Source organism: Endozoicomonas sp. ALB115 (assembly GCF_049310245.1).
Classification (GTDB): Bacteria; Pseudomonadota; Gammaproteobacteria; order Pseudomonadales; family Endozoicomonadaceae; genus Endozoicomonas.
In genome coordinates this window covers 1-23,942 of record NZ_JBLYZG010000039.1, presented here as the reverse complement: position 1 = coordinate 23,942, position 23,942 = coordinate 1, and the positions used below count along the sequence as shown (strand labels likewise).

Sequence of the window (23,942 nt, the reverse complement as noted above, 5' to 3'; positions counted from 1 at the left end):
GGAGGTGAGTCTCAGTTTGACATCACATCAAGCCACAGAGACAGCATCCATATTGTCATTGGCTCTTCTCAAACGTGCCGCCGCTCGATCAATCTCATTGATATCCTGATCCCTGTAGCGCTCATAATCATTCAGCGCCTGTCGGTAGCCAGCTTCAATCTGCTCAGGCGTCAATTCTACCTCCGCCGGTAAACCCAGCAAATTCCGGTCTATTTTGTCTTGCTCCCGGGCCTGATGAACCAGCCTGGCCTGTAACTCCCGCCTTTTTGCCTCTTGCAAATCCCGTTGTGTGACAAATCGATATAATTGTTCCTGAGCGTGTTTGACCAGACTCACCTCCCGGTCAAAGAGCTCATTTGGTAGTCCTGACTGCGCTTTCTCATTGCAACGGGCTTCTGCAGCCTGATAAATATCGTCTTTGGTAACTGCCTCTATATTCTGATGAATTCTCAGCAGCTGTATTGCTGCACCGATATTCTCAGGAGGTGGCATGGGAAAATAATTCGACGACTCTGTATTCCCAACCAACCTGTCTCTGATAGGGCGATTAATAAAGCTATCTTTATGGTAAAGACGCCCCTCATTCATTTCATGATTGGAAAGAAATACAAAATCCAGGGCTACCTTGGCGCATCCCAGAAACCTCAGGCCAAAAGCAGTGCCTGCAGCTACTGCTCCCGTAGCCAGAATACTGTAGGGAGACAGAGTGATTAACGACGTGAAAAAACCAAGTAAGCTGCCATAGACCCCACCAACCACCATGCGACTGCCAAAATACGTCAGTTTATTTTCATCACAGCGTTCCCCCTGAAACGGCAAGTGTCTCAGCCAGCGAAAGCTCAGAAAATCCCCAAGAACAGGCAGATCCTCTATCGGGAGTCTGTCTAATAGTACGGGCAGGCGATCCGTTGGGAACTGATCACTTGAATAATATCGCAGTACGGCCTCCCCTATCGCTTCACAAGCCATAATAATGATGCCGGTCAGGGCTGATTTAAGAATGATCGGCAAGGCCATCATACCAACCATAAAGGTAGCGCCAGCCATGGCCCAGACAGCGAGATAGCCGGCCCAGTTGAATGCGTCCATAATATGCCACATGCTCGTTTCTACGGCACAGACAACCCTGCTGAACAGCGACTTACAGCGCTCAGTAAAAGAGAAGGGTTCTTTTGTTATATAGGTTCCATCAGGCTCGCCAGGTGCAATATGGCTACTGGCAATTGCAGGCTGCACAGAAGAGGGTTCACTCGGCTCACGAGGCTGCGGAACCACAGGCAAAAGAACGGGTGACTGAATCATAGGTGTTTTTGGTGAACTGTTTTTACCACTGACAAAGTGAGCGAAACGGTATCATTTCCTGAATTATTGAAGCTAAACTATAGGTGCATTTTTTCTCTTTGCAGGGTCTTTCCATCAATAAAAGTTGAGGTAACATTTCCAGGTCTCTTTATGTCGCGATAACTAACTGACTATTAAAACAAAGGCAAAGTCTGACTATGATTGTTATTCGTCCCATTCATGAGCAGGATCGTGAGGCCCTATGGCAAATTGCCAACCAGACGGGTGCCGGATTCACCTCCCTGCAACCTCACCGCCCCATGGTTGATAATAAACTGGCATGGGCACTCACCTCCTTTAAGCAGGCTTCGCTGGCTGCATCGCAGGAAACAGGTACTTCTGCCGCAGAACCGAAAAATAATCTCTATCTGTTTGTGATGGAAGATACCGAAACCGGTCAGGTTATGGGCACTGCGGGTATCGAGTCCGCCGTCGGGCTTGAGGCTCCCTGGTATAATTACAAGGTGAGTAAACAGGTTCATGCCTCACAACAACTGGATGTCTACACCATGGTGGACACCCTGATGCTCTGCAGTGACCATACCGGCTTCTCAGAACTTTGTACGCTCTTTTTGCTGCCGGATTATCGTCATTCCAAAAACGGTACGTTTCTTTCCAAGAGTCGAATGTTGTTTATGGCGGCCTTTCCGGAACTGTTTGCTGAAGGCCTCTTTGCAGAAATGCGTGGCTACTGTGATGATCAGGAAGTGTCTCCTTTCTGGGAAGCCCTGGGTCGGCACTTCTTTGCAGTGGACTTTGCCGAAGCTGATCGCCAATCCACCGTCGATAAAGCGTTTATTGCCGAGCTGATGCCTCGCCACCCAATCTACACCAATTTGCTGCCGGATGAAGCCAGGGAGGTCATTGGTGTTACCCATGAAAGCACAACGCCTGCCCGACATCTGCTGGAATCTGAAGGCTTCTACTACACTGGCTATGTGGATATTTTTGATGGAGGTCCGCTACTGGAAGCCAGAGTCAAAGAAGTACGCTCAGTAAGAGATTCACGACAGTACAAAGTTAAAATTGTTGAGAACAACACAACGGATCAGCGCCACTGGCTGATGGCCAATAGTGAGTTGAACGATTTTCGCTGCATCATGGGTAATCTTTCCTACGAAGGACTGGAGTTTGTCATGATCAGTAAAGAGCAGGCATCAGCACTTAACGTTGAAGAAGGCCAATTGCTTCGGGTGGTGCCCTTATCCAGCTAGTCAACGAATTGAGAGGATTACGACCATGGCAGACACAAATGAACAACAATGCCTGTTTATCAATGGACAGTGGCTTAAGGCAAATGGCAAACCCTTTTCATCCGAAAATCCGGGAACAGGCAATGTGCTCTGGCAAGGAGCCAGTGCCACCGCAAAGCAAGTAGACCAGGCAATAAGTTCCGCCCGGGAAGCCAGTCATCATTGGGCGTTTCGCCCATTTCAAGAACGAGAGGCATTCATTAAGGCGTTTGCCAATGAGCTGGAGCAGAATAAAGAGGGCTTGGCAGAAATCATTGCCAGAGAAACCGGTAAGCCGCTCTGGGAAGCCAAAACGGAAGCGGCTGCTATGGCCGGGAAAATTGCCATTTCAATAAAAGCCTACCATGAGCGAACGGGGACCGTTGAAAATGCCATGCCCGTAGGGAAAGCCGTGATTCGTCACAAGCCACATGGAGTTGTTGCGGTATTTGGCCCCTACAACTTTCCGGGCCACCTTCCCAATGGACATATTGTTCCCGCACTGCTGGCTGGCAACACCGTGGTTTTCAAGCCCAGCGAGTTAACACCGGCCGTTGCGGAATACACGATAAAACTCTGGCAGCAGGTGGGAATACCCGACGGAGTTATCAATCTGGTTCAGGGAGAAAAAGAAACTGGCATCGCTCTGGCCGGGCACCCCGGTCTTGATGGTCTGTTTTTCACCGGCAGCTCAAACACCGGCAAGATGATCCACCAGCAGTACGGCGGACAGCCGGGTAAAATTCTGGCGTTGGAAATGGGCGGCAACAATCCGCTGATTGTCACCGAGATGGCAGATATCAAAGCCGCAGTACACGACACTATTCATTCAGCATTTATCACCGCCGGTCAACGCTGTACCTGTGCCCGCCGACTTTTTGTTCCCACAACGTCCTGGGGGGATCAGTTTGTTGATGCGCTGACTGTAGCGGCAGCCAATATCAAAGTAGGTCAATGGGATGATCAGGAAGCACCGTTTATGGGAGCGCTTATCTCTGAAGCAGCGGCCAAACAGATATTGTCAGCCCAGGAAACGCTGCAAAAGCTGGGCGGCAACAGCCTGCTTTTATCAACACATCTTCAAGCAGGAACCGGGTTAGTCTCTCCGGGTATTATTGATGTGACCAATATCAAAGACCGTCCCGATGAAGAGTACTTTGGCCCACTGTTGCAAATTATTCGTTATGATCGTTTTGAAGATGCCATTGCAGACGCCAATAACACCCGTTTTGGTCTTTCCGCCGGATTGTTCAGTGAAGTACCAGAGCAGTACCAGTTCTTTTTGCAGAGAATACGTGCAGGTATCGTTAACTGGAACCGGCCAATCACCGGTGCCAGCAGTGCTGCACCTTTTGGCGGCCCCGGTGACAGTGGCAACCACCGCCCCAGTGCCTATTTCGCTGCCGATTACTGCGCCTACCCAGTGGCCAGTGTTGAGTCGGAGTCACTGAGTATGCCCAAAGAACTCGCACCCGGGCTTGATTTGTAAACGGTACCTTCGCGTTGAACTAATGGTGAAGTAGTCAATAATGAAAACAATAGAAGCCAACTTTGACGGACTGGTGGGCCCTACCCACAACTATGCAGGGTTATCCCAGGGTAACAAGGCCTCAATCCATTATGCGGGCAAAGTAGCAAACCCAAGGAAAGCAGCTCTCCAGGGTCTGGAGAAAATGAAGGCGCTCAGTGAACTGGGCTTTATCCAGGGTGTGTTAGCCCCCCAGGAGCGGCCAGATGTTGCCACACTGCGAAGGCTCGGTTTCACCGGCAGTGATTCACGGGTTCTGTCTGACGCGGCGCAACAGATGCCAGCAGTTCTGGCAGCCTGCTGCTCCGCTTCCAGTATGTGGACCGCTAATGCAGCGACAGTCTCCCCCAGTGCGGACTGTGCTGATGGTAAAGTACATTTCACGCCCGCTAACTTAATCAATAAATTCCACCGCTCCATTGAGCATGACGTGACCGGAAAAATACTAAAAGCGACGTTTAATAATCCGGATCACTTTGTTCACCACCAGGCTCTGCCATCCACCGAATACTTTGGTGATGAAGGGGCCGCGAACCACACCCGTTTTTGCCATGAATATGGCGAACAGGGCGTTGAATTTTTCGTTTATGGCCGGGAAGCATTTAACCCGCAAAGTACCTCGCCACAGAAATACCCTGCCCGCCAGAGTCTTGAAGCCAGTCAGGCTGTCGCCCGTCTGCATCAGCTTGATACGGACAAAGTGGTATTTGCCCAGCAAAACCCGGCGGTTATTGATCAGGGCGTTTTTCATAATGATGTTATCGCTGTGGGCAACCGCAACCTGCTGTTCTGCCATGAACAGGCATTTGTGGAGCAGGCTGGTGTCTATGAGTCATTAAGAAAGGCTTATGGGGCGCAGGACTTCCATATTGTTGAGGTGGCGGATCAACAGGTTTCTGTAGCACAGGCAGTTGGGACTTATCTATTCAATAGCCAACTGCTGTCGCTGGACCATGGCGGGACAATGATCGTTGTCCCCTCTGAGTGTGAAAATGAACCCGCTGTCTGGGATTACCTGCAAACCATACTCAACGACGCAAGTTGCCCAATTACGGATCTGAAGGTTTTTGATCTGCGCCAAAGTATGAATAACGGCGGAGGACCGGCCTGCCTGCGACTGAGAGTCGTATTAAACGACCAGGAACTGGCAGCGACCAATCAACATTGTCTGATCAACAACCAGCGCTTTGCCACCCTCAGCCGCTGGGTCAAAAAGCACTATCGTGACCAGTTATCTGAAAAAGACCTGGCCGACCCGCTTTTACTGACGGAATCCCGAACGGCCCTGGATGAACTGACACACATTCTTAATCTGGGTTCAGTCTATCCATTCCAGAATTAATAGCCTTCAAACGTATGTAAGAAACAGCTCTGAAATAACTTCCACATTTCTATAGACGCTGCCCGAAAAGCCAGAACCGCTTGTGCTTTTACGGGCAACGGGTGGCGATCTTTTTTACTTACCGCCAAACACTTTTTTATCTTCTGCAATCCGGTGCGCCACGGCTGGATGCTGGAAAATCCTGTCAATATACGCCGCCAGCCCAGGATACTCAGCAGAGTCAATCTGGACTCCAGCATGGACGAGATTAATAAAGTGGCTGGCCAGGGCAATATCAGCCAATTGAACCTTCCCTCCAAACAGAAAGTCAGTTTCCGGAACCTGAGATTCCAGATAAGCACAAATCTCTGGCAGTTTGGTTTGTAAAACTTCCTGCACTTTGCCTTCGTCAGCAGGCTGGTTAATCAGCTTCTTGGCAACTCGCTCAAAAAAGACCGTTCCCAGTACCTGGAGCATCGCCGTATCGGCATACTCTTCAAACCAGCGGGCCCTGGCTTTTTCCTCAGGTGTCTTTGGGTAGAGAGCCTGTTCCGGATAACGGTCCTCAAGGTACTCACAGATCACCGAAGAGTCGGCAATCGTCACCTTGTCATCTTCCCAGGCAGGAATTTTTTTCAGGGGACTGATTTTTTCAAAGCCTGCCGGTTTCATAAACGGGGTAACCGGCACCAACTCATAGTCAAGTTGTTTTATTTCGAGAGCCAGCAGTACTTTTCGAACCATGGGTGACAGTGGCACCCCATAAAGCTTATTCATGGTCACATCCTCTATAATTATTGTTTTCAACCAACCGCTATCCTACCTTTTACTCCAGCCTTTGCAATATCCAGAAAACCGGAACCCTTCCCGCCCTTATAAAACGAGTCTCTGCATAGTGAACAAAACATCAAAAAGCTTCATTCCAGACAGCTTTTTCAGTAGACAGGAGAGGAATTAAGAATCCAGGTAGATGGCTGTTGTCAGGGCAACTGTGCTAATAGAGGCTGCGACCATCACCCCCCCGGCCATGCCATGGATGCCTGAATTAATACCAGAGGCAAGAAGGCTGGAATGATCAGAACGCACCAAGACACCAACAAAGAAGCCGGCAAGGCCAGCAGCACCAATGCCAAGGACTCCGCCCTTGCTCAAGGAAATGGCCAGACTGTGATGACCGTTTACGGGCAGGGCAGTATAACCACAGGCTAATGCAGAAGCACCAGCTAAAACATGAGAAATGCCGATGCCACCAATGGAATAACCCGCGACCATATAGGCAGCGTCCGGCTGATAAGGGAGAAATCGAGCAAAGGTGTTAATCAATCCCCCTCCAGTGGTAAAGACCATGCTGCCAAGTGCGAAGGGGCTGTCCAGAAAGTTAGTCCTGAGGTATGAGGCAGCAGCTGGTACTGTTCTGATTAAACGCCTGGTTATGGTGATACTCCTGCCATGTATGTGATCAAGGTCCAGCGGTGCCCGGCAGGCAGGGCAGGTCGGGTTGTTGCTTCCCCAGCGAATGATGCACGATCGGCCAAAGACATGATGACAACTCAGGTTAACTGCTTCATGGCCAGGCTGGCTGGTAAAATCTTCCATGCAAATCAAACAGTGACTCGCACTGTGATTGGCTGGAACAGAGCTTATTTCCATGTCTATTTTCCTGCTTTGGTTGGCCGCACGTCGTTGCACATTCACTGGGTAAATTGGCCACTGGTATCCAGACGCTTTTTCATCTGGACATTTTTTCCTGGAAATAGTTCAACGGCGATTCATTATTGCGGTTACTTCGTCTGAGGATATGGATATCCATGAACACGACATTTCCAAGGCGGATGTAGTTTCAGGGTCAGATCAAGGATCGCTGTTTATGAAATATCCGGGTTAACAGGCGCAAAACTCTTTTGCTAAAGAGTGTCTATCTACTGTCAGTAGATTTTTTATCTTCAAACGATTCAGCAAGACTCCCGGGCGGAGGTGGTGGAGGTGGTTGACTAACTGCACTCGAAGCGTCATCCCCTGACGTTTCAGGTATCATGCTATCCTCTGACGGGGCCATAACCTTCGTATCTTCCCGCGCTGGAGATAAACCGGAAGCTCTATCAGCTTCTTTGACACTATTTCTCTTATCGTCATCCTTCTTTTTTTCAGCGTCTAACACTACACCAAAGCCTCTATTCAGCCTATGAAATCCTCGTTCATTACCATTGGATTCAGGCACGCCCAGCGTCGTGCAGAGTTCACTCATAATAAGCTGTGAAAAAACTATCATTTCAAAAGCATAGGGGTCATCAGGATCATTGGTCATTAAATCGGTAACACCCAGCACCTCTGGAAGACGGCGGAAAGAGTGTTCAGAGAACGTGCCATCCAGAATCACCTGGGCAAAAATTTTCTGGACTAAAAGCCCCTGATCGTCCAACGCTTTGATCTTCTGAGCCACGGCACGCTGTGACAAGTTTTGAACGTCCATCACGTCATTGTTGTAAGGATCCAGCTCAAGGTACTTATGGGTAGCAACGTCAATGGCCAGTTTTATCGGTTGAGCCATAGTTTCGTCTCTTATCTCTTTACGTACCTGATCTTTCGACGCATTCTGCCAATCACCGTTTCCGGTATAACAGGCAAACAATGCACGGAATAAGCCGACACCATCATCATCCTTCACCTGTAACTTGCGGGCGGATGATGGTGGTTCTCCCGTTTTATCACCAGAACGTCTGCGAGGATTTGAGCGTTGCGGGCTGGTCAGGGAAGATACCGAGACACCAGAATCATCATCACTCTCAGGCTTGCCTTGTAAACGTTGTTCCAACTCCGCCATTAACATCGCTTTGTCATCAAGAATTTCTTCACTGGTGTTTTTTTCTTGCTGATACCAGGCATAACCGAGGTCTCTGTATGCTTTTCTGGCTCTTTCAACCCGTTTCAAGTGATCAGCGTCAACAAGACTTTCATCCCCAAAAGCTGAATCCCCCTCGTCAGGAACTGTCAATGCCCTCTCAGGATCATTGGTAATTTTAATAGAAGGACTTGGTTTCACAGCCTCGGGAGTACTATGGTGCTCTGGTCTATCGGAAGAGTGCTGGCTGCTGCCATCAAAAGAAAGGCTGATAATCGGGTATTGTATGGCATGATAGCGAGCCTGGAAGCCCAGAAGCTCTTGCTCGGATGAGCCGGTCTGCGCCAGCTGGGAAAGAAGAGTATTCAATTCCCGGGTACCATCAGTAATTGCCTGCTCGATAAGACCAGCATCATAAGCAGACTGCTTTTCTGATTTCAGCTCATTTACTAACCCCAGAGATCCGTGCAACCATGATTTCAAGTCCGATAAATCCAGATTATCCAGCTCAGGTGGAATTAAACGAACCCGTTGCCCACCGGGTAAATTAAAGGTTACTTTGACATCATTCGAATTATTTTCTTTCAGTTTTTTAATGGCCTTCTTGTGCGCTTTTTTAAATGCAGCCTTTAAATCGTCATTTGAAAGATCCCATTTGCCATTCATTTCTTCCTTGATTTTTTCCAGTGCAGTTATTGATGCATCTATGTATTTCATCTCCTCCTTTTTTCGGAAGCCTTGTTCCAGTGGCTTATCATCGGCCAAAAGCCTATTCAGATCACGTTTGATTCCTTCTGCCCCCCCCGGTCTATTTTGGGAAACCGTACCTCCGGGAGCATTTGCTGGCTGAATATTGTCAGGTAGCCCACTACTCCTGACAGGGTTATCATTTGTGGGAATGCGCTTTTCGACTGGATGATGAGGAGAGACGGTTTGACTGGTGGACGTTTGACCTGTCTGGGCTGTTTCTCCAGCACCGGAATGAGGTGGAAGCACTGAAGGACCAACGGGTGTTCCAGATGGCGGCGAGCCTGGAGGGTTCATAGAAAATCCTTTTCAATCAACGTTGATTCAGTTAAGAGTCCATTAATAAGTTAGTTTAAAACATGCCAGCCCTTTACGATGAATATAACAATATTAGAAAAAACAAAATATTAGAATCGCTTGTTTTTTTGACAAGCAACGCACAGAAACCAGAAAAAATTCAAAATGTGACACTTGCTCAGCACCATATACAGCCAATTAAAAATAAAACACCCATTACTTGATAAACAAAAAAATCAAGAACATATTTTTATAAAGGAGTGAATCATCATCAGATGATCACCTTGCGCAGCAATACCGTATTCAGGTAAGCCTATGATTAACTTCTTGATCAAATCATTCTTAATACCTTTTTTTCTTGTTGCTCCTGCCGCATGGTTTGGATTTAAATTTTATGCTGAAACCCAGTTAATACAAGCAATAGACAAATACAAACCTGTAACATCTGATTACGCAGAAGTTAAATTTGATACCGTTAATGTTCATATAAATGGCAAAGTATCAATAACAAAAATAACTTTAACGCCTAAAAAAACGTTCAAAAGCCCAATCACTATAAAAAGATTAACCGTTGTTTTCCCAAGCACTTTGACAATGATGAAGACAGTGTATGATGTCAGCAATGGAGAACTATCAGAGCTGCCCGATTCCCTGCGCGTCCAGTATGATGGAATTCAACTACCACTGGAGGGTAATGAAGAGTTTTATACCTTATTCAATGATCAACGCCAGTTACGACTCAAACAAGAGCTGGGCAGCATAGTAGAACCTACCTGTGGTATTGAATATATTGTCGGCCTGAATGAATTTCAACAGATGGGCATTGATACACTCATTGACAGACATTTCTGGGAATATAAATACACCCCTGAAAATCAGAAACTGTTTGTTCGATTTGGTATCAGCGCCACAAATCTATACAAGGCATCACTACAGGCAAGCTTTTACAAAAAAGGGTCTCCTGTCATCAACGACTTTATGCAATTACCCTCCCTGACCAATGCTGAACTGACCTACCAGGACGAGGGCCTGATCAGAATGAGCAGCCAGCATTGTGCTAATAGCTCAGGTATTTCCAAAGACGCATACATTAACCGTCTAACCAATCTGCCAGACAGCTTTTACTTCTATAAAGCAGGCATTGCTCCGAATGAAGCGATGAAAAATGCCTACATCAACTTTCTGAAGAATCCTGACACAGTGACCATCAAGGCGCATTTCCCCCCCAACTTCCATCCTCAGGCCTTTTCTGTCTATGACACTGAGCTCTGGGTTTCATCATTTGGTCTCACTCTGCTGGTGAACAACAGCCCTGTCTCTCCCTTTGAAATCATCACCCCGGGGCAATTTGGCCCGGCAAAGGATTCAGATGATATGGACATGACGGAACCCTCTTCCAGGAATACCAACCCAAATGTCAAGAAGGAGTGGCAATCTCAGCCTGCCCATGGAGAAGCATCCAAAACCTACTTCTTTGTTGATGAAGTGCCTGCAACCAATCAGGAACCGGAATTACTGAACCAGCAGTCCAGGGACATTCCAATCTATGAGTTACCAAATCATATTGGTGCCTGGTTAGAGGTTTATGTCGAACCGTCGAAACGTTTCAGCGGAGAACTGCTTGGCGTCGAACGCGAAAGACTGTTACTGAAGGTGCGATCTGCCGGGGGCAGCATCACAATGCCCATTAAGCTGCATCGCATTAAATCGATTAAGGCCAGATAAAAAAGCCCACCTTAACGTGATACTGATACCCGATACGAACTATTACTCTCCATCACAACATTTCTTAATACGGTGCCTCAGTTTTTGAGGTGCCCATAAACAAGATCAATGATCGTAAAGCTTTCCACGATATGAGAGAAGCTATCCGCATTGAAGATATTACTAATAGCTATAAAAAAATTATGTTTGGCTGAAATAATTATTGGATAGAGTGTTTATGAGAGAAACTAATACAAAAAGAAAATGTCTTAAAACAGAATTCAATAATTTTATAATTCAATGGATCACTTTACTCAATTACTTCCATTCGAGATTGCTTTTGGCGAGCCTTATTCCAGCTCACAAGAACCAAAGCACCAGGATGCCCAAAATGAACAACAGCCGACGTATCAAGGGATACCAGTTCAGGTGCTGAGTACTCCTTTTCAGGTGTACCATAGTCAATCAGACAAAGACAACAATAACCCTGGCCCGTTTGGTTCATTGGATAAATATAATATTGCCTTTCTAACTCATGCCGATCAGGAAGCCCCTCATGGAACTGATATTGCTGAGGTTCCACAGTCAGGACGAAATGAATATTCTTTTTGTCATTCTGACACTACCCCTTTAGAGGATGCGCCACTTTCAACGCCAGACACCCACCTTACTCAGCTGCTGTGCATATTGGGGAGCGAGCTTGAGGTTAACGAGCCAATGCCAGCGAGCCATTCTGCCTCGGATTATCAGTTAACTAATCTTCCTGATATGCTCTCTAACCCACAAAATTCAGGGACAGTTACTGTAGTTAACCTGCAAAACCAGAACCAGACGACAATTGATAATCAAACGCCCCAGGCAGTAGAAGATGTTAGTAATAACACTTCAGCAGTTGAGCACCAAAAGAGCTATCAGAATCATCCTGATCACTCAAAGCGCATCAGGGCATACCAAAGAAGGAGTCATTTTCGGAATAATTCAGCTTACGCAAAACGCCAGAGGGAGAAACAAAGGGAGCGTTATCGCAATGATCCCGATTACGCAGAACGCATAAGGGAGCGCCAAAGGGAGCGTCTCAAAGATCCCGTTTATGTTGAACGCAATAACAGGCGGCAGAAGGAGCGTTACCAGAATGATCCCGATTTCGCAGAACGCATGAGGAAGCGCATGAGAGAGAACATGCGGAAGCGTTACCAGAATGATCCCGGTTACTCAGAACGCATGAAAAAGCGCATGAAGGAGCGTATGAAAGATCCTGCCAAGCTGGAGAACGATAAGATACGCAAAAGGGAGCGCCAGAGAGAGTACCTCAGGGAATACCGAAGGAAGCGCCGTAGCGAGCTTCGCAAAGACCCCGCTTGCGTAGCTATCGCATGTACCAATCCTTTTAATCATGAATTATGCAAGGTTACAAATAAATATTGAATGGGTAATATCAAGGAGGAACTTTTACAAGAGGACGTGATCTTATGCTTTAGTTCAGTTATTCAATACTTCAATGCATAGCCTTATTACTTACTTTCAATTACCAGCAGATTCTGATCAATTTCTTTCTGTTCAGGATGTTACTATTTCTGAGCCTGGTGCATCAGGGCAGGCCTTCTCCCGTGGAGTTCAAGAAGCAGACTCTACTCTGTGTTCCATGTGTACTGATGAGATGACTAAAAACCACCTTCAGCAGCCAACGGTGCCTTTTAATAATCCATTCAATGATTACCGTTTTAAAAAAAGATCAGTAGTAATCGTTTTCAGCAATACTATAAAAGATCAACCACTTCACTTACCAGTCAGAACAGAAGCACTGAATGATAAACCTGCTCCTACATATACTCCTGATAATGAACGTTTTTCGATCCAGTCAATTTTAGGTTTAAGTCCCTTATCCCTGCAAAGCTCATCAGTTGTTGATAACAGCCTTCATCCGACAGAAAAAATGTATAACCAAGAATCTGCTGATGCTTTTTTTGAGTCAGCAATACCCGTTGCAATTATTAACCCTCAACCAGAAAGTGTACAGCATCAACAACCCACTCCCCCAGCAGAGATTGACTGTGCAACGGAACCCTCTTTTCATGCTAACGAATACCACAAGGAACTTCACAAAGATCCCACATACGCACAGCACTACAAGAAGGAGCGTAATAGAAAACGCCAAAGAGAGCTTCGCAAGAATCCTGCTTACACACAACGGGAGAATGAGCGCAGAAGGGAACGCTACAAGAATGATCCTGCTTACGCAAAGAAGATAAGGGATGGCGCAAGGGAGCGCCAAAGAAAACGTCGAAGAGAACTCTACAATAACCCCGCTCTCCTAAAACGCGAAAGGGAGCGCCTGAGGGAGCGTCACAAAAATCCCGCTTACATGGAGCACCAGAGGCAGCACCAAAGAGAGCGCTACCGGAATGATCCCGATTTCGCAGAGCGTCAGAAGAAGCGCCAGAGGGAGCAATATCAAAATAATCCTGATTACGCAGCACGACAAAAGGAAAACTGTAGGAAGTACCGCATAAAGAAAACTATAATCGCGAAAGAGAAAACCATTCCGAGTTACCGGGAAACTCAGGTGAATTACAACTGACTACTAATTTGGTAAATTCGGTTCTGCTTCAACGCTTCGCAATTCATTCAGTACCCGAAGCAACCCAGTGAGTGCATGAACTCTGAGGACAGGTTTTTTTATAAGAGAGAGACCGGTATCCGGTCATGATTCAGACCGGATACCGGTTAGATTGACATGCTATTTTCTACTGGAGGTGGAACGACCAAACACTCGATAAGTGAGTGGTCGCTTGCGGTGTAGCACATTCAGGCTAGCTACCTGCACGACTCTCGTCGTATCACATCATGCCGCCCATGCCCCCCATACCGCCCATGCCGCCCATATCAGGCATAGCTGGCGCGTCGTCCTGTGGCTCATCAGCAACCATGGCAGCAGTAGTGATCATCAAGCCTGCAACAGAAGCTGCAGCCTGCAGGGCAGAACGGGTAACCTTGGCTGGATCCAGAATACCCATTTCGATCATGTCGCCGTATTCACCGGTAGCAGCGTTGTAACCGAAGTTACCTGAACCCGCCTTAACCTTGTCAACAACCACAGAAGCTTCGTCACCAGAGTTGGTAGCGATCTGACGGATCGGGCCTTCCAGTGCACGCAGGATCAGCTCAACACCGGCACGCTGCTCAGCGTTAATGGTTTCAACGTTGATGGCAGACAGGGCGCGAACCAGGGCTACACCACCACCGGCAACCACGCCTTCTTCAACCGCAGCACGGGTAGCGTGCAGGGCATCTTCAACGCGGGCTTTCTTCTCTTTCATCTCAACTTCGGTAGCGGCGCCTACCTTAACAACGGCAACACCGCCAGCCAGCTTGGCTACGCGCTCTTGCAGCTTCTCTTTGTCGTAGTCAGAAGAAGAGTTTTCGATCTCGGCACGGATCTGCTCAACACGGGCAACGATGTCAGCCTGAACGCCAGCGCCGTCAACGATGGTGGTGTCTTCTTTGGTAATCTGTACACGCTTGGCAGTACCCAGATCATCCAGAGTTGCCGTTTCCAGGGACAGGCCTACCTCTTCAGAGATAACCGTAGCGCCAGTCAGGATAGCGATATCCTGCAGCATGGCCTTGCGACGGTCACCGAAGCCCGGTGCTTTGACAGCAGTGACTTTCACGATACCGCGCATGTTGTTCACCACCAGAGTCGCCAGGGCTTCGCCTTCAACGTCTTCTGCGATGATCATCAGTGGCTTGCCAGCTTTGGCAACGGATTCCAGCACCGGCAGCAGTTCGCGGATGTTGGAGATTTTCTTGTCAACCAGCAGGATAAATGGGCTTTCCAGTTCAGCGGACATTCTTTCCTGGTTGTTGATGAAGTATGGAGACAGGTAGCCACGGTCGAACTGCATGCCTTCAACCACTTCCAGTTCGTTTTCCAGACCGCTGCCTTCTTCAACAGTGATAACGCCTTCTTTGCCAACTTTTTCCATGGCTTCGGCGATGATCTGGCCAACCAGTTCATCGGAGTTGGCAGAGATAGTACCAACCTGTGCGATGGATTTGCTGTCGGCACAAGGAGTAGACATAGCCTTCAGCTGCTCAACGACAGCAATGACCGCCTTGTCGATACCGCGCTTGAGATCCATTGGATTCATGCCGGCCGCAACGTACTTAAGACCTTCGTTCAGAATAGACTGGGCCAGAACGGTCGCCGTAGTCGTACCGTCACCGGCCTGATCGTTAGCCTGGGAAGCCACTTCCTTAACCAGCTGGGCACCCATGTTCTGGAACTTGTCTTTCAGTTCGATTTCCTTGGCAACAGACACACCATCTTTAGTGATGGTAGGCGCGCCAAAAGACTTCTCCAGCAGAACGTTACGGCCCTTGGGACCCAGAGTAGCTTTTACAGCGTCAGCCAGGATGTTGACGCCCTTGAGCATTTCTTTGCGAGCTTCGTCGCCAAATTTAACTTGTTTAGCTGCCATGGTTGGTGACCCTGTGCACTATTTTGTGAAATCGGAAAAATACCGTGTGATTGCCTGACAATCAGCCTTCCAGAACGGCGGAAATGTCACTTTCAGACAGAATGATCAGCTCTTCACCGTCAATCTTCACGGTGTTTGAGTCTGCATACTTGCCGAAGATAACCTTGTCACCAACGTTAACGCCAACAGGACGCTTTTCACCATTGTCCAGAAACACGCCATCGCCGACTGCAACCACAATGCCCTGGTTAGGCTTTTCAGCGGCAGAACCTGGCAGTACGATGCCACCAGCAGAGGTAGTTTCTTCTTCGACACGACGAACGACCACGCGATCACGCAACGGACGGATTTTCATCGATTCTTTCTCCAACAGTTTGCTTATGCCGTGCAACCTTTTACAGGCTGCTCGCTATCAACGTAATGGCAGTAAAACGATGCACTATCGCTTCACTATGGCCCGGTTTACCCGAACCTCCCTGGTATGCACCCGGGATGAAGTTTACTTTGGCACAGGCCTTAACTAAAAGTTCAAGGCCTTACCGAAGTCTTATCAGGTGTTCCCCTTAGTATGGGTAGCTGGCGCAGTTTTCAAGAGGCAGATGAAAAAAAAACTGACTTTTCCACAAAACTGAGGCTCTAAACTCAAGAAAGAGTGAAAAATTCGTTATATGCTCGCAAATCAAGGCTTATCAATTAATGGCGCTTTTGGCTTCCGGAACGGCCATCATCATTTTCCCGGGTATAGTCCCCATCAATGGTGTGGTTGAGATGGGTTTGATCATGATGCCCTGATGGCTCACGACGATACTCAGCCTCATAAATATTGGTTTGCTGCACATTGACCCCGCTCACTTTCAGCCAGCGCCGGATCAGCAGCTGACGAACCGGTGGAATCAACAGGAATACCCCCAGAAAATCAGTGATAAAACCGGGGATCAACAGCAGCAGGCCACCCAGGGCAATAGCCAGGTTTTCCAGCATTTCCATAGCGGGCAGTTCGCCTGCCGCCATCTTCTGCCGGGCTCTTAATGTGGTTCTGAAGCCCTGGCGGCGAATCACTTCGATGCCAATAAATACCGACAGAATAACCAGGGCAACCGCATTCCAGGCTCCGATGATACTGCCCACTTTAATCAGCACCACCATTTCCAGAATGGGTAAAAGTATAAATAGCACAGAGAGGAAGCGCATAAGAGGCCCCGTTAATCATTGGAGCCTCTTATATAAAGGCAGTGTCGTTTTTTTTCAAGGGTTGTCAGGAAGCAGGAAGGGTGTACTCGCCCCTTAATGAAAAAAACTTCTTACCCGGGTACACCAGCCTCGCAAATAAATCAAAAGCAACCGGTAAGTCGGTCTCTGTACAGCCTGCCCGCTCTCCAAAGAGAGGATTCTCTTATGATAAATTATTGTCTTTTATTCACATCCGTTTCAGGATAATCAGTGTACCTTCTACCAATAAAGCATAAGAACAATGAACATCAAAAATAAAAATATCCTGATCACCGGTGCTGCCAGAGGACTTGGTCTGGCAATAGCCAACTGGTTTGCAGAACGTGGTGCCAATATGGGTCTTATGGACCTTGATACTCCCGAACTTTATCAGGCAGAGGAACTCTGTCGTTCAAAAGGGGTTAACGCGATAGCATTGCCAGCCAATGTTGCTGAAGAAGCTCAGGTTGAAGCAGCTGTTCAGAAAGCCTATGCAGAACTCGGCCCATTGAATGGCCTGGTCAACAACGCCGGTATTCTCAGAGATGGTCTGCTGATCAAAGCCAAAGATGGCAAAGTGACCGAGAAACTCTCCTTTGACAAATGGCAGTCCGTAATCAATGTTAACCTGACCGGCGTCTTCCTCTGCGGCCGTGAAGTGGCCGCCAGCATGATCGACAGTGGCTCAAAGGGCGTCATCGTCAATATCGCCAGCATTGCCCGTGAAGGGAACTTTGGACAAAGCAACTACTCCGCAGCCAAAGCCGGTGTCTCAGCCATGACCGTGACCTGGTCCAAAGAGCTGGCCAAATACGGCATCCGTTGTGCAGCTGTCGCTCCGGGCGTTATTGAAACCGCAATGACCGGCGGCATGAAGCCAGAAGCCAAAGCCCGGTTAACCGCGGGCATTCCTGTTGGACGCATGGGTACCCCGGAAGAGATTGCCCGGACCGTTGGTTTTATTTTTGAAAATGATTATTACAATGGGCGGGTTTTAGAGCTGGATGGTGGGTTAAAACTCTGAACATTCGGGGCAGTTTATGAAATATCCGGGTTAAGTAAATCCCTCCATGCATTGGTCTGAAGACCAGACATATCGTCCACTCCCCTAACCTTGTTATACTGAGATCCTTAATTTCCATGACTTGCCTGAAACAGAACGCGTGCAAAGACTCAATGATCGACAGGCTGAGGCCGTAAAATACATCGATACTCCCCTGCTGGTACTGGCCGGTGCCGGCAGTGGTAAAACCAGTGTTATTACCACCAAAATTGCCTATCTGATTCAACAGTGTGGTATCAGCGCCAAAAACATTGTGGCCGTTACCTTTACCAATAAAGCCGCCCGGGAAATGAAAGAGCGGGTTGGCAAGCTGGTGAAAGGCAAAGCCTCTTCCGGACTGACGGTTTCTACGTTCCATAATCTCGGCCTGAATATTATCCGTCGTGAGTACCAGATTCTGGGCTATAAACCAGGGTTTTCGATTTTTGATCAGCAGGATGCCCGATCATTGATTACCGACCTGATGCAGCGGGACACGTCTGCAGATGATAATGGTGTGGATCAGATCCAGCACTGTATCTCCAACTGGAAGAATGATCTGGTCTCCCCGGCCCTGGCGTTACAAATGGCCAGACAGCCCTGGGAGCAGACGGCAGCGATTGTTTATGAGCACTACAATCGCATGCTGAAAGCCTATAACTCAGTGGACTTTGATGACCTGATCATGAAACCGGTGGAGTTATTCAGACATTATCCGGAGGTCCAGCAACGCTGGCAGGACAAAGTTCACTATATGCTGGTGGATGAGTACCAGGACACCAATGGTGCCCAGTATGAGCTGGTCAGGCGACTGGTGGGCGACCGTCGTAAGTTGACCGTCGTGGGTGATGATGACCAGTCCATTTATGCCTGGCGCGGTGCCAAACCGGAAAATCTGGCACAACTGAAAGAAGACTATCCCAGCTTAAAGGTGATCAAGCTGGAACAGAATTACCGTTCCACCAGCCGTATCCTGAAAGCAGCAAATACCCTGATTGCCAATAACCCACATGTGTTTGAAAAAACATTGTGGAGTGAGATGGGGGTTGGGGATGAAATTCGCGTGATTAAATGCCGAAACGACGAAATGGAGTGTGAGCGGATTGCCACAGAGATCATCGCCCACAAACTTCGCCACGATAACAGCTATAAAGATTATGCTGTTCTCTACCGGGGAAATTTTCAGTCGCGGCTGCTGGAGCTGAAACTTCAGCACCATGGTATTCCTTACCACATTAATGGCGGCACCTCGTTCTTTGCCCGGGCAGAAGTGAAAGACATCATGGCCTACCTTCGCCTGCTGATTAATCAGGATGATGACAACGCCTTTCTACGGGTGGTGAATACCCCCAAACGGGAGATTGGGCCATCGACACTGGAGAAACTGGGCAACTACGCCAACAAACACCACATCAGTATGTACAAAGCCTGTGAAGAAGCGGCCCTTGCAGAGGACCTGGCACCACAGTATGTCGACAGGCTGCGACGCTTTACCGGGTGGATGGACGACGTTTCACGACGGCTGCAAACCAGCGAAGACCCTATGCAGGTGGTTCGTGAAATGATTGCTGATAGCGATTATGAAAACTGGCTGATGCAGCACTCCTCAACGCCAGCACAGGCTGAAAAGCGCATGGCCAATGTCTGGTTTCTGGTGGATGCCCTGCAGCAAACCCTGGAACGGGGTGATGAAGACAGAACGGTTGCCGATGCCATTGCCCGGCTGATTCTGCGGGATATGCTGGAGCGCAATGAGGAAGAGGAAGATGCCGACCGTGTTCAGTTACTGACTCTCCATGCCTCCAAAGGTCTTGAGTACCCCCATGTTTTTATGATGGGGATGGAGGAAGAGCTGCTGCCTCACCGAACCAGTATTGAAGAAGATAATATTGAGGAAGAGCGTCGCCTTACTTATGTCGGCATTACCCGGGCCCGGAAATCACTGACCATGACACTGGCCGGGCAAAGAAAGCAGTTTGGCGAGATCATTGATACGCTGCCCAGCCGCTTCCTGGATGAGTTGCCACAGGATGACCTGGTGTATACCGGCTTTGATGAATCGTCCCGCCAGGAAACCAAAAAAATGGCGGGTAAGATGGGACTGGATGCGCTTTACAAGTCTATCGGCGTATAGCCGAAATAAGCAGAAGTGAAGGGCAAGGTTCCCTGCTTCTGCTGCTTTGTAGCTGTAGAAACGACTTGAGGCTTTTACTCTGAGCCTGTTTCTAGGAGCCATACATAACCCGGATCGATTTTTTTGTATCCATACCATGTCTGCGCCCTTTGCCGGTGTTGGTTAGCCTTGGATAAATCAGTCATAGCCCAGAGACTGAAAGTATGCCCCATGGAACTGAACAGACAACGCAGTCTGAATCTGATTTCAGCGTCGACCTGAGGGTAGTCGGCAATTTCCGGTTGTTTCAGCATTGCCTGCACCGCATTCCAGATGACTTCAGGGTTGATGTCAGGGTCAATCTGATCCAGTTCCAGACAATGCATCAGTGACGGCAAAATAAATTTATTTCTGGCATCCAGCACCCATTGCCTGGCCTTCTGTCTCATCGATGCATCGGGAATGATAGCCGAGCGGAAAAAATCATCAAACTGATGTAGCTCCGTCCAGGCACACTCCTCCCAGATTCGCTCAATGCCAATACAGGTTTTTAAAAGAGGCTGATTCAACAACTTCTGGTATATCTCCCGCTCGCCGGTGATATCCGAACGGGCCCTGGCCGCCCGGATACACCGGAGTGTTTGCAGAATAACCGGATTCCAGTGTCGGGAGAGCAGTTTTTCAAATGGCTTTATGGCCCCCCTGGCCGACTGTACCTGGAAACCCTGAGAATCAGACGATGGACAGGCAGCATGATGTCTGCCGGATCGAACCACCCTGATCACTGGCGCAACCTCCTGGTGACCTGGCTTGCTCACCTCCGGCTCGCGCCCCTCAGCTCCACTCACCTTCGGGGATTCAATGACATCATGCTCTGACTTGTTAACAGACTCATTTTTTTGACCATTGCGCTTCCTGCCTTTATTTCGGGCAAACCCCACCGGCAGGTTGGCAAACTTTGGTACCTCTTCAGAAAACTGTCGTAAAACTGCGTCAAAATCGTAGTCTTTATCTGAAGCCACTGCCTGCCCTGTTGGTGATTCCGAAAAGGCAGACAGCTCCATGGTCCGCTCACTGGTATCCCTCCAATACTCAGCCAGCAGAGGGCTTTTCTTCAGATAATATCTGGCATATTCAGTTGCTGCATCGGCAGCCAACTCCCACTTACGGGCTTTAAGGAAAAAAATATAGGCACTTGACCAGTGATTAGGGGACATTTGTGCGGCTTTGCGATATAAGTTGGCTACTTTCCAGCTATACATTGGTGAAGCAGAATGTGCTCGCTGATGGATGCTTGCCAGAAGACAGGTGACTAAAGCATGAATGTCGCCCTCTCCTTGAATGTAGTCTTTTCGGGCACGAGCGACGGCTGATTGAAACCTCCTGTCAACCTCCAGTATTTTACGCCTGCATGGCTTATTTCTTCCGTTCATACCTCCGGTATACAACAGACATTCTGTAATCAATTCCCTGACTATATGAAAGAGTTCAGAACTTAACTCTGAGTCAGAGAACCAGTGTGAGCCTTTATACCGCTCGTCTACCAGAAAGTGAGCGTTCAACTGCTGTAAATAAGACATCACCATTATCTGCATTGCAGCGCCAAGCTTGGTTTGTGGTGGCACATTAGGCTGATCGACAAACAATGACGTGAAGCTCACCGGGGCAAAACGCACATAATCGTAGGGAGAGAAGCTGACCGGGGACAAATAAAAAAACATTTCCTTGATGATTGTCGGGCAATAGGCGAGCAAGGTAATGCCCTTGTGGTAGTTAGCGCCATCCTCAAAGAACGGCAACCCGCCCATAAAATAGAGCAGACTTAATGAATAAAAATCCATCATCATGCTGGCTTGACGGGTCAACTCAGCAAAATCATTCAACACACTTTGATTCAGGGCCTGTATCAGATGCTGACGGTCAGTTTCAGACACCGGCTTACCCCGAAGCATATCGCTATAACACTTCAACAGCACCCAGTTTCGAAAATAGGTGGCCATATCCTCATGCATCAGTTTTTGCAAGCCCAGCAGTTTTCCTGTTGTCTGGGTCCGATCTTGCTTCTTCTCCAGCCAGGCAGCCACATGCCTGTTCAACACCCGCTTCAAACCAGCAGACCGCAATTCCTCAGCGGTCAACCTGCTACCATCTACCTGCAGGTTAATGTTGGCAAACATGTCCAAAACGTCGTTACCGGGTACCGCAAACCGATCCAGGGGAATATCCAGAAAGCGGTCAAGCCAGTATACAAGCCCAGAATTGCCATCACTACCCTGATTTGTTGCCGCTTGCACGACATCGGTCTGTGATTCTTGTGGCGTAGCTGTTGCAGAAGCCGCATTTTCAGTACCGGGTGGCTCAGAATAATTCACCACTCTTGCAACAATGCTAATACCACGGCTGCGAATCTGATCAGCAGCAGCCCCATCCAGGCAAATCGACGCCGAGGCAACCTCATGACGGGTGTTAGCGACTCTGTCGACCAGCCACACGTTTAAACGACAACGGTTTTCAGTACGCTCCTGTCGCTGGGTGCTGCGCTCACCAGAATCAGGATCGGCGCGATTACGCTGACCATCACTGCCACGGTCAACTGCCGGAGTATTGGTAATTGGACTAGTGTCACTGCCTGTGCCATGACTGAAACGGCTTTGCATCGGATTGCTTCTGCATGCTGCATGAAATCTTTTTTATTCCCTATGACACTCATTCCTCAAAAAGGTTCAAATGTATAACTGATAACTTAACTCGGGTTAAATTGATCTGGCTGAACAAGCCCCGCGAGCAATGAACTTATAATCTCAGCTTGTTGCTGCAAAACCCGCATAAATTGACAGTCTGACGTTATGCTTTGAACAGGCGGTATCGAAACAGCTACTCTGTCGTTTCAACCCATATTTTATAAACCTCTGCTTCGACCAGGTGCTCACTGGAGTCCCAAAAATCCGAATAGAGAATATTCACCTCCTGATTCGCAGCAGCAGCATCTTCTGCATAGCGGCAAAGACTTTCCTGATAAGTGGTAAACTGTCCAACATCAGGGACCAACGGATGGTCGTTACCTGCCCCACGTTTTTTTACGGGCAAACTTACAGTTTTCTCACCTGATTCATGGAGGAAACTCTGTTCGGATATCCACTCATCCCGATAACTGATAATACGTCGAGAGCCGCCTAAATGAATATCAATAATACAAAGATCACTTAACAAACGTCTGTTTATCCGCTGAACTCTGGTGACCAGCCCACTGTCGACTTTCTCACGATAAAACCAGTTGCTGTGATAATCCCAATCAACTTCAGCCCCTTCCGGGAATGTTTTAAAAGAGTGAGAAGCGGAAAAATCCTCTGCCAGAGAGGAAATATCCGTAAGAATGAAGTCACTTTCGGAACTGAAAGGACTGCTCCAGAAAGCTTTACTTCTAAAGAAAAAAATGAGCGCATCTGCATCTGGTGTAGCAACCAGATCCTTCCAAAGCTCCCGACCCGATGCTTCGACAGAAAGTAAATATTGAAATGAAGGGTACTGCGAAAGCTGCGACGCTTTACTTGCATGCACCGCCAACTCCCCGGAACTCCACAAAACCCCATTAACCCATTCTCTGGAGCCAGGGATGCCAACCAATATCCCGGTTAGCCAGCTATTTTGACTATCGACGATAACCGCATCGTTTGCTCTACCACTCAAGGCCTCTCTCGGTGAAACCTGGGCAAACTTGCCCGGGTAATTCGCTCCTGACCTTCCTGTGGGAACAAGAAACAACACCATAAAAACAATGATGGTCATCCATTTCATCATTAGCTTCCCTGTATGAGTTTTAACATCCACTGTCGCACGCATCGACCGGCCATGCGAGCAGAGGGCAATCCCAAAACCAACGGTTCTTCAAATGCAACAACTCCTGAATTGCCCCAAAGAACGAACGATCACCCTGACAATATCTTTAAGATAACGAAGGTTAGCGATTAAGAACAGGGGTAGATCTTATGTTGGTGCCATCATAAGTAGTTAACCAAATGAAATCATATATTTCTGACTAAGTTGTCAGTCACTCTGCGGCGTTGCAACTCCGGTCACATAGCTACGGC

18 protein-coding genes are annotated in these 23,942 nt (G+C 48.2%); 9 read left to right on the top strand and 9 right to left on the bottom strand.

Annotated features, from left to right (window positions below):
- Nucleotides 1–27 precede the first annotated feature (27 nt).
- Nucleotides 28–1,089, bottom strand: coding sequence for a hypothetical protein (locus tag ACO6VE_RS16290; protein ID WP_422450226.1), 1,062 nt, complete (start codon nucleotides 1,087–1,089; stop codon nucleotides 28–30).
- A gap of 410 nt (nucleotides 1,090–1,499) precedes the next feature.
- On the opposite strand from ACO6VE_RS16290, the gene astA reads away from it, so the two are divergent.
- Genes astA through astB form a run of 3 tightly spaced genes read left to right on the top strand, consistent with a single transcriptional unit; the run spans nucleotide 1,500 to nucleotide 5,443 of the window.
- Nucleotides 1,500–2,555 (top strand): arginine N-succinyltransferase, encoded by a 1,056-nt coding sequence (gene astA, locus ACO6VE_RS16285; protein WP_422450225.1) that lies wholly within the window; start codon nucleotides 1,500–1,502, stop codon nucleotides 2,553–2,555.
- Nucleotides 2,556–2,580: 25 nt separating this feature from the next.
- Nucleotides 2,581–4,062 (top strand): succinylglutamate-semialdehyde dehydrogenase, encoded by a 1,482-nt coding sequence (gene astD / locus ACO6VE_RS16280; RefSeq protein WP_422462335.1) that lies wholly within the window; start codon nucleotides 2,581–2,583, stop codon nucleotides 4,060–4,062.
- 40 nt (nucleotides 4,063–4,102) lie between these two features.
- Nucleotides 4,103–5,443, top strand: a complete 1,341-nt coding sequence (gene astB, locus ACO6VE_RS16275; protein ID WP_422462333.1) for an N-succinylarginine dihydrolase — start codon at nucleotides 4,103–4,105, stop codon at nucleotides 5,441–5,443.
- A 114-nt stretch (nucleotides 5,444–5,557) separates the two neighbouring features.
- On the opposite strand, the gene ACO6VE_RS16270 is transcribed toward astB, so the two are convergent.
- From ACO6VE_RS16270 to ACO6VE_RS16260, 3 genes are all read right to left on the bottom strand, one after another.
- Nucleotides 5,558–6,199: a glutathione S-transferase family protein gene (locus ACO6VE_RS16270; protein WP_422462332.1), complete on the bottom strand. Its 642-nt coding sequence runs from the start codon at nucleotides 6,197–6,199 to the stop codon at nucleotides 5,558–5,560.
- Between the two features lie 177 nt (nucleotides 6,200–6,376).
- A complete protein-coding gene (locus tag ACO6VE_RS16265; RefSeq protein ID WP_422450221.1) occupies nucleotides 6,377–7,072 on the bottom strand; it encodes an RING finger domain-containing protein in 696 nt (231 codons plus the stop codon).
- Nucleotides 7,073–7,337: 265 nt separating this feature from the next.
- Nucleotides 7,338–9,026, bottom strand: a complete 1,689-nt coding sequence (locus ACO6VE_RS16260; RefSeq protein WP_422462330.1) for a hypothetical protein — start codon at nucleotides 9,024–9,026, stop codon at nucleotides 7,338–7,340.
- Between the two features lie 873 nt (nucleotides 9,027–9,899).
- Between ACO6VE_RS16260 and ACO6VE_RS16255 the strand changes: the two genes are divergently transcribed.
- From ACO6VE_RS16255 to ACO6VE_RS16245, 3 genes are all read left to right on the top strand, one after another.
- The gene (locus ACO6VE_RS16255; RefSeq protein ID WP_422462328.1) at nucleotides 9,900–11,030 is read left to right on the top strand and encodes a hypothetical protein; all 1,131 of its coding nucleotides are present in this window, start codon (nucleotides 9,900–9,902) and stop codon (nucleotides 11,028–11,030) included.
- 279 nt (nucleotides 11,031–11,309) lie between these two features.
- Nucleotides 11,310–12,434, top strand: coding sequence for a hypothetical protein (locus tag ACO6VE_RS16250; RefSeq protein ID WP_422462326.1), 1,125 nt, complete (start codon nucleotides 11,310–11,312; stop codon nucleotides 12,432–12,434).
- Between the two features lie 73 nt (nucleotides 12,435–12,507).
- Nucleotides 12,508–13,587: a hypothetical protein gene (locus ACO6VE_RS16245; protein ID WP_422450216.1), complete on the top strand. Its 1,080-nt coding sequence runs from the start codon at nucleotides 12,508–12,510 to the stop codon at nucleotides 13,585–13,587.
- A gap of 259 nt (nucleotides 13,588–13,846) precedes the next feature.
- Here ACO6VE_RS16245 and groL read toward each other — a convergent pair whose 3' ends face one another.
- Both groL and ACO6VE_RS16235 read right to left on the bottom strand, forming a co-directional pair.
- Nucleotides 13,847–15,490, bottom strand: coding sequence for a chaperonin GroEL (gene groL, locus ACO6VE_RS16240; protein ID WP_101744973.1), 1,644 nt, complete (start codon nucleotides 15,488–15,490; stop codon nucleotides 13,847–13,849).
- 61 nt (nucleotides 15,491–15,551) lie between these two features.
- Nucleotides 15,552–15,845, bottom strand: coding sequence for a co-chaperone GroES (locus tag ACO6VE_RS16235; protein WP_101744992.1), 294 nt, complete (start codon nucleotides 15,843–15,845; stop codon nucleotides 15,552–15,554).
- A 25-nt stretch (nucleotides 15,846–15,870) separates the two neighbouring features.
- On the opposite strand from ACO6VE_RS16235, the gene ACO6VE_RS16230 reads away from it, so the two are divergent.
- On the top strand, nucleotides 15,871–16,014 hold the full coding sequence (locus tag ACO6VE_RS16230; RefSeq protein ID WP_422450211.1) for a hypothetical protein: 144 nt from the start codon (nucleotides 15,871–15,873) through the stop codon (nucleotides 16,012–16,014).
- A gap of 169 nt (nucleotides 16,015–16,183) precedes the next feature.
- On the opposite strand, the gene ACO6VE_RS16225 is transcribed toward ACO6VE_RS16230, so the two are convergent.
- On the bottom strand, nucleotides 16,184–16,681 hold the full coding sequence (locus tag ACO6VE_RS16225; protein ID WP_422450210.1) for an FxsA family protein: 498 nt from the start codon (nucleotides 16,679–16,681) through the stop codon (nucleotides 16,184–16,186).
- Nucleotides 16,682–16,961: 280 nt separating this feature from the next.
- On the opposite strand from ACO6VE_RS16225, the gene ACO6VE_RS16220 reads away from it, so the two are divergent.
- Together ACO6VE_RS16220 and rep are read left to right on the top strand one after the other, a co-directional pair.
- A complete protein-coding gene (locus ACO6VE_RS16220; protein WP_422450209.1) occupies nucleotides 16,962–17,723 on the top strand; it encodes an SDR family oxidoreductase in 762 nt (253 codons plus the stop codon).
- 139 nt (nucleotides 17,724–17,862) lie between these two features.
- Nucleotides 17,863–19,875 (top strand): DNA helicase Rep, encoded by a 2,013-nt coding sequence (gene rep, locus ACO6VE_RS16215; protein ID WP_422462324.1) that lies wholly within the window; start codon nucleotides 17,863–17,865, stop codon nucleotides 19,873–19,875.
- Between the two features lie 74 nt (nucleotides 19,876–19,949).
- Here rep and ACO6VE_RS16210 read toward each other — a convergent pair whose 3' ends face one another.
- Both ACO6VE_RS16210 and ACO6VE_RS16205 read right to left on the bottom strand, forming a co-directional pair.
- Nucleotides 19,950–22,511 carry a hypothetical protein gene (locus ACO6VE_RS16210; RefSeq protein ID WP_422462323.1) on the bottom strand — a complete coding sequence of 854 codons (2,562 nt, stop codon included), beginning with the start codon at nucleotides 22,509–22,511 and terminating at the stop codon, nucleotides 19,950–19,952.
- Nucleotides 22,512–22,728: 217 nt separating this feature from the next.
- Complete coding sequence (locus tag ACO6VE_RS16205) at nucleotides 22,729–23,640, bottom strand: hypothetical protein (protein WP_422462321.1); 912 nt, start codon at nucleotides 23,638–23,640, stop codon at nucleotides 22,729–22,731.
- Nucleotides 23,641–23,942: the final 302 nt, after the last annotated feature.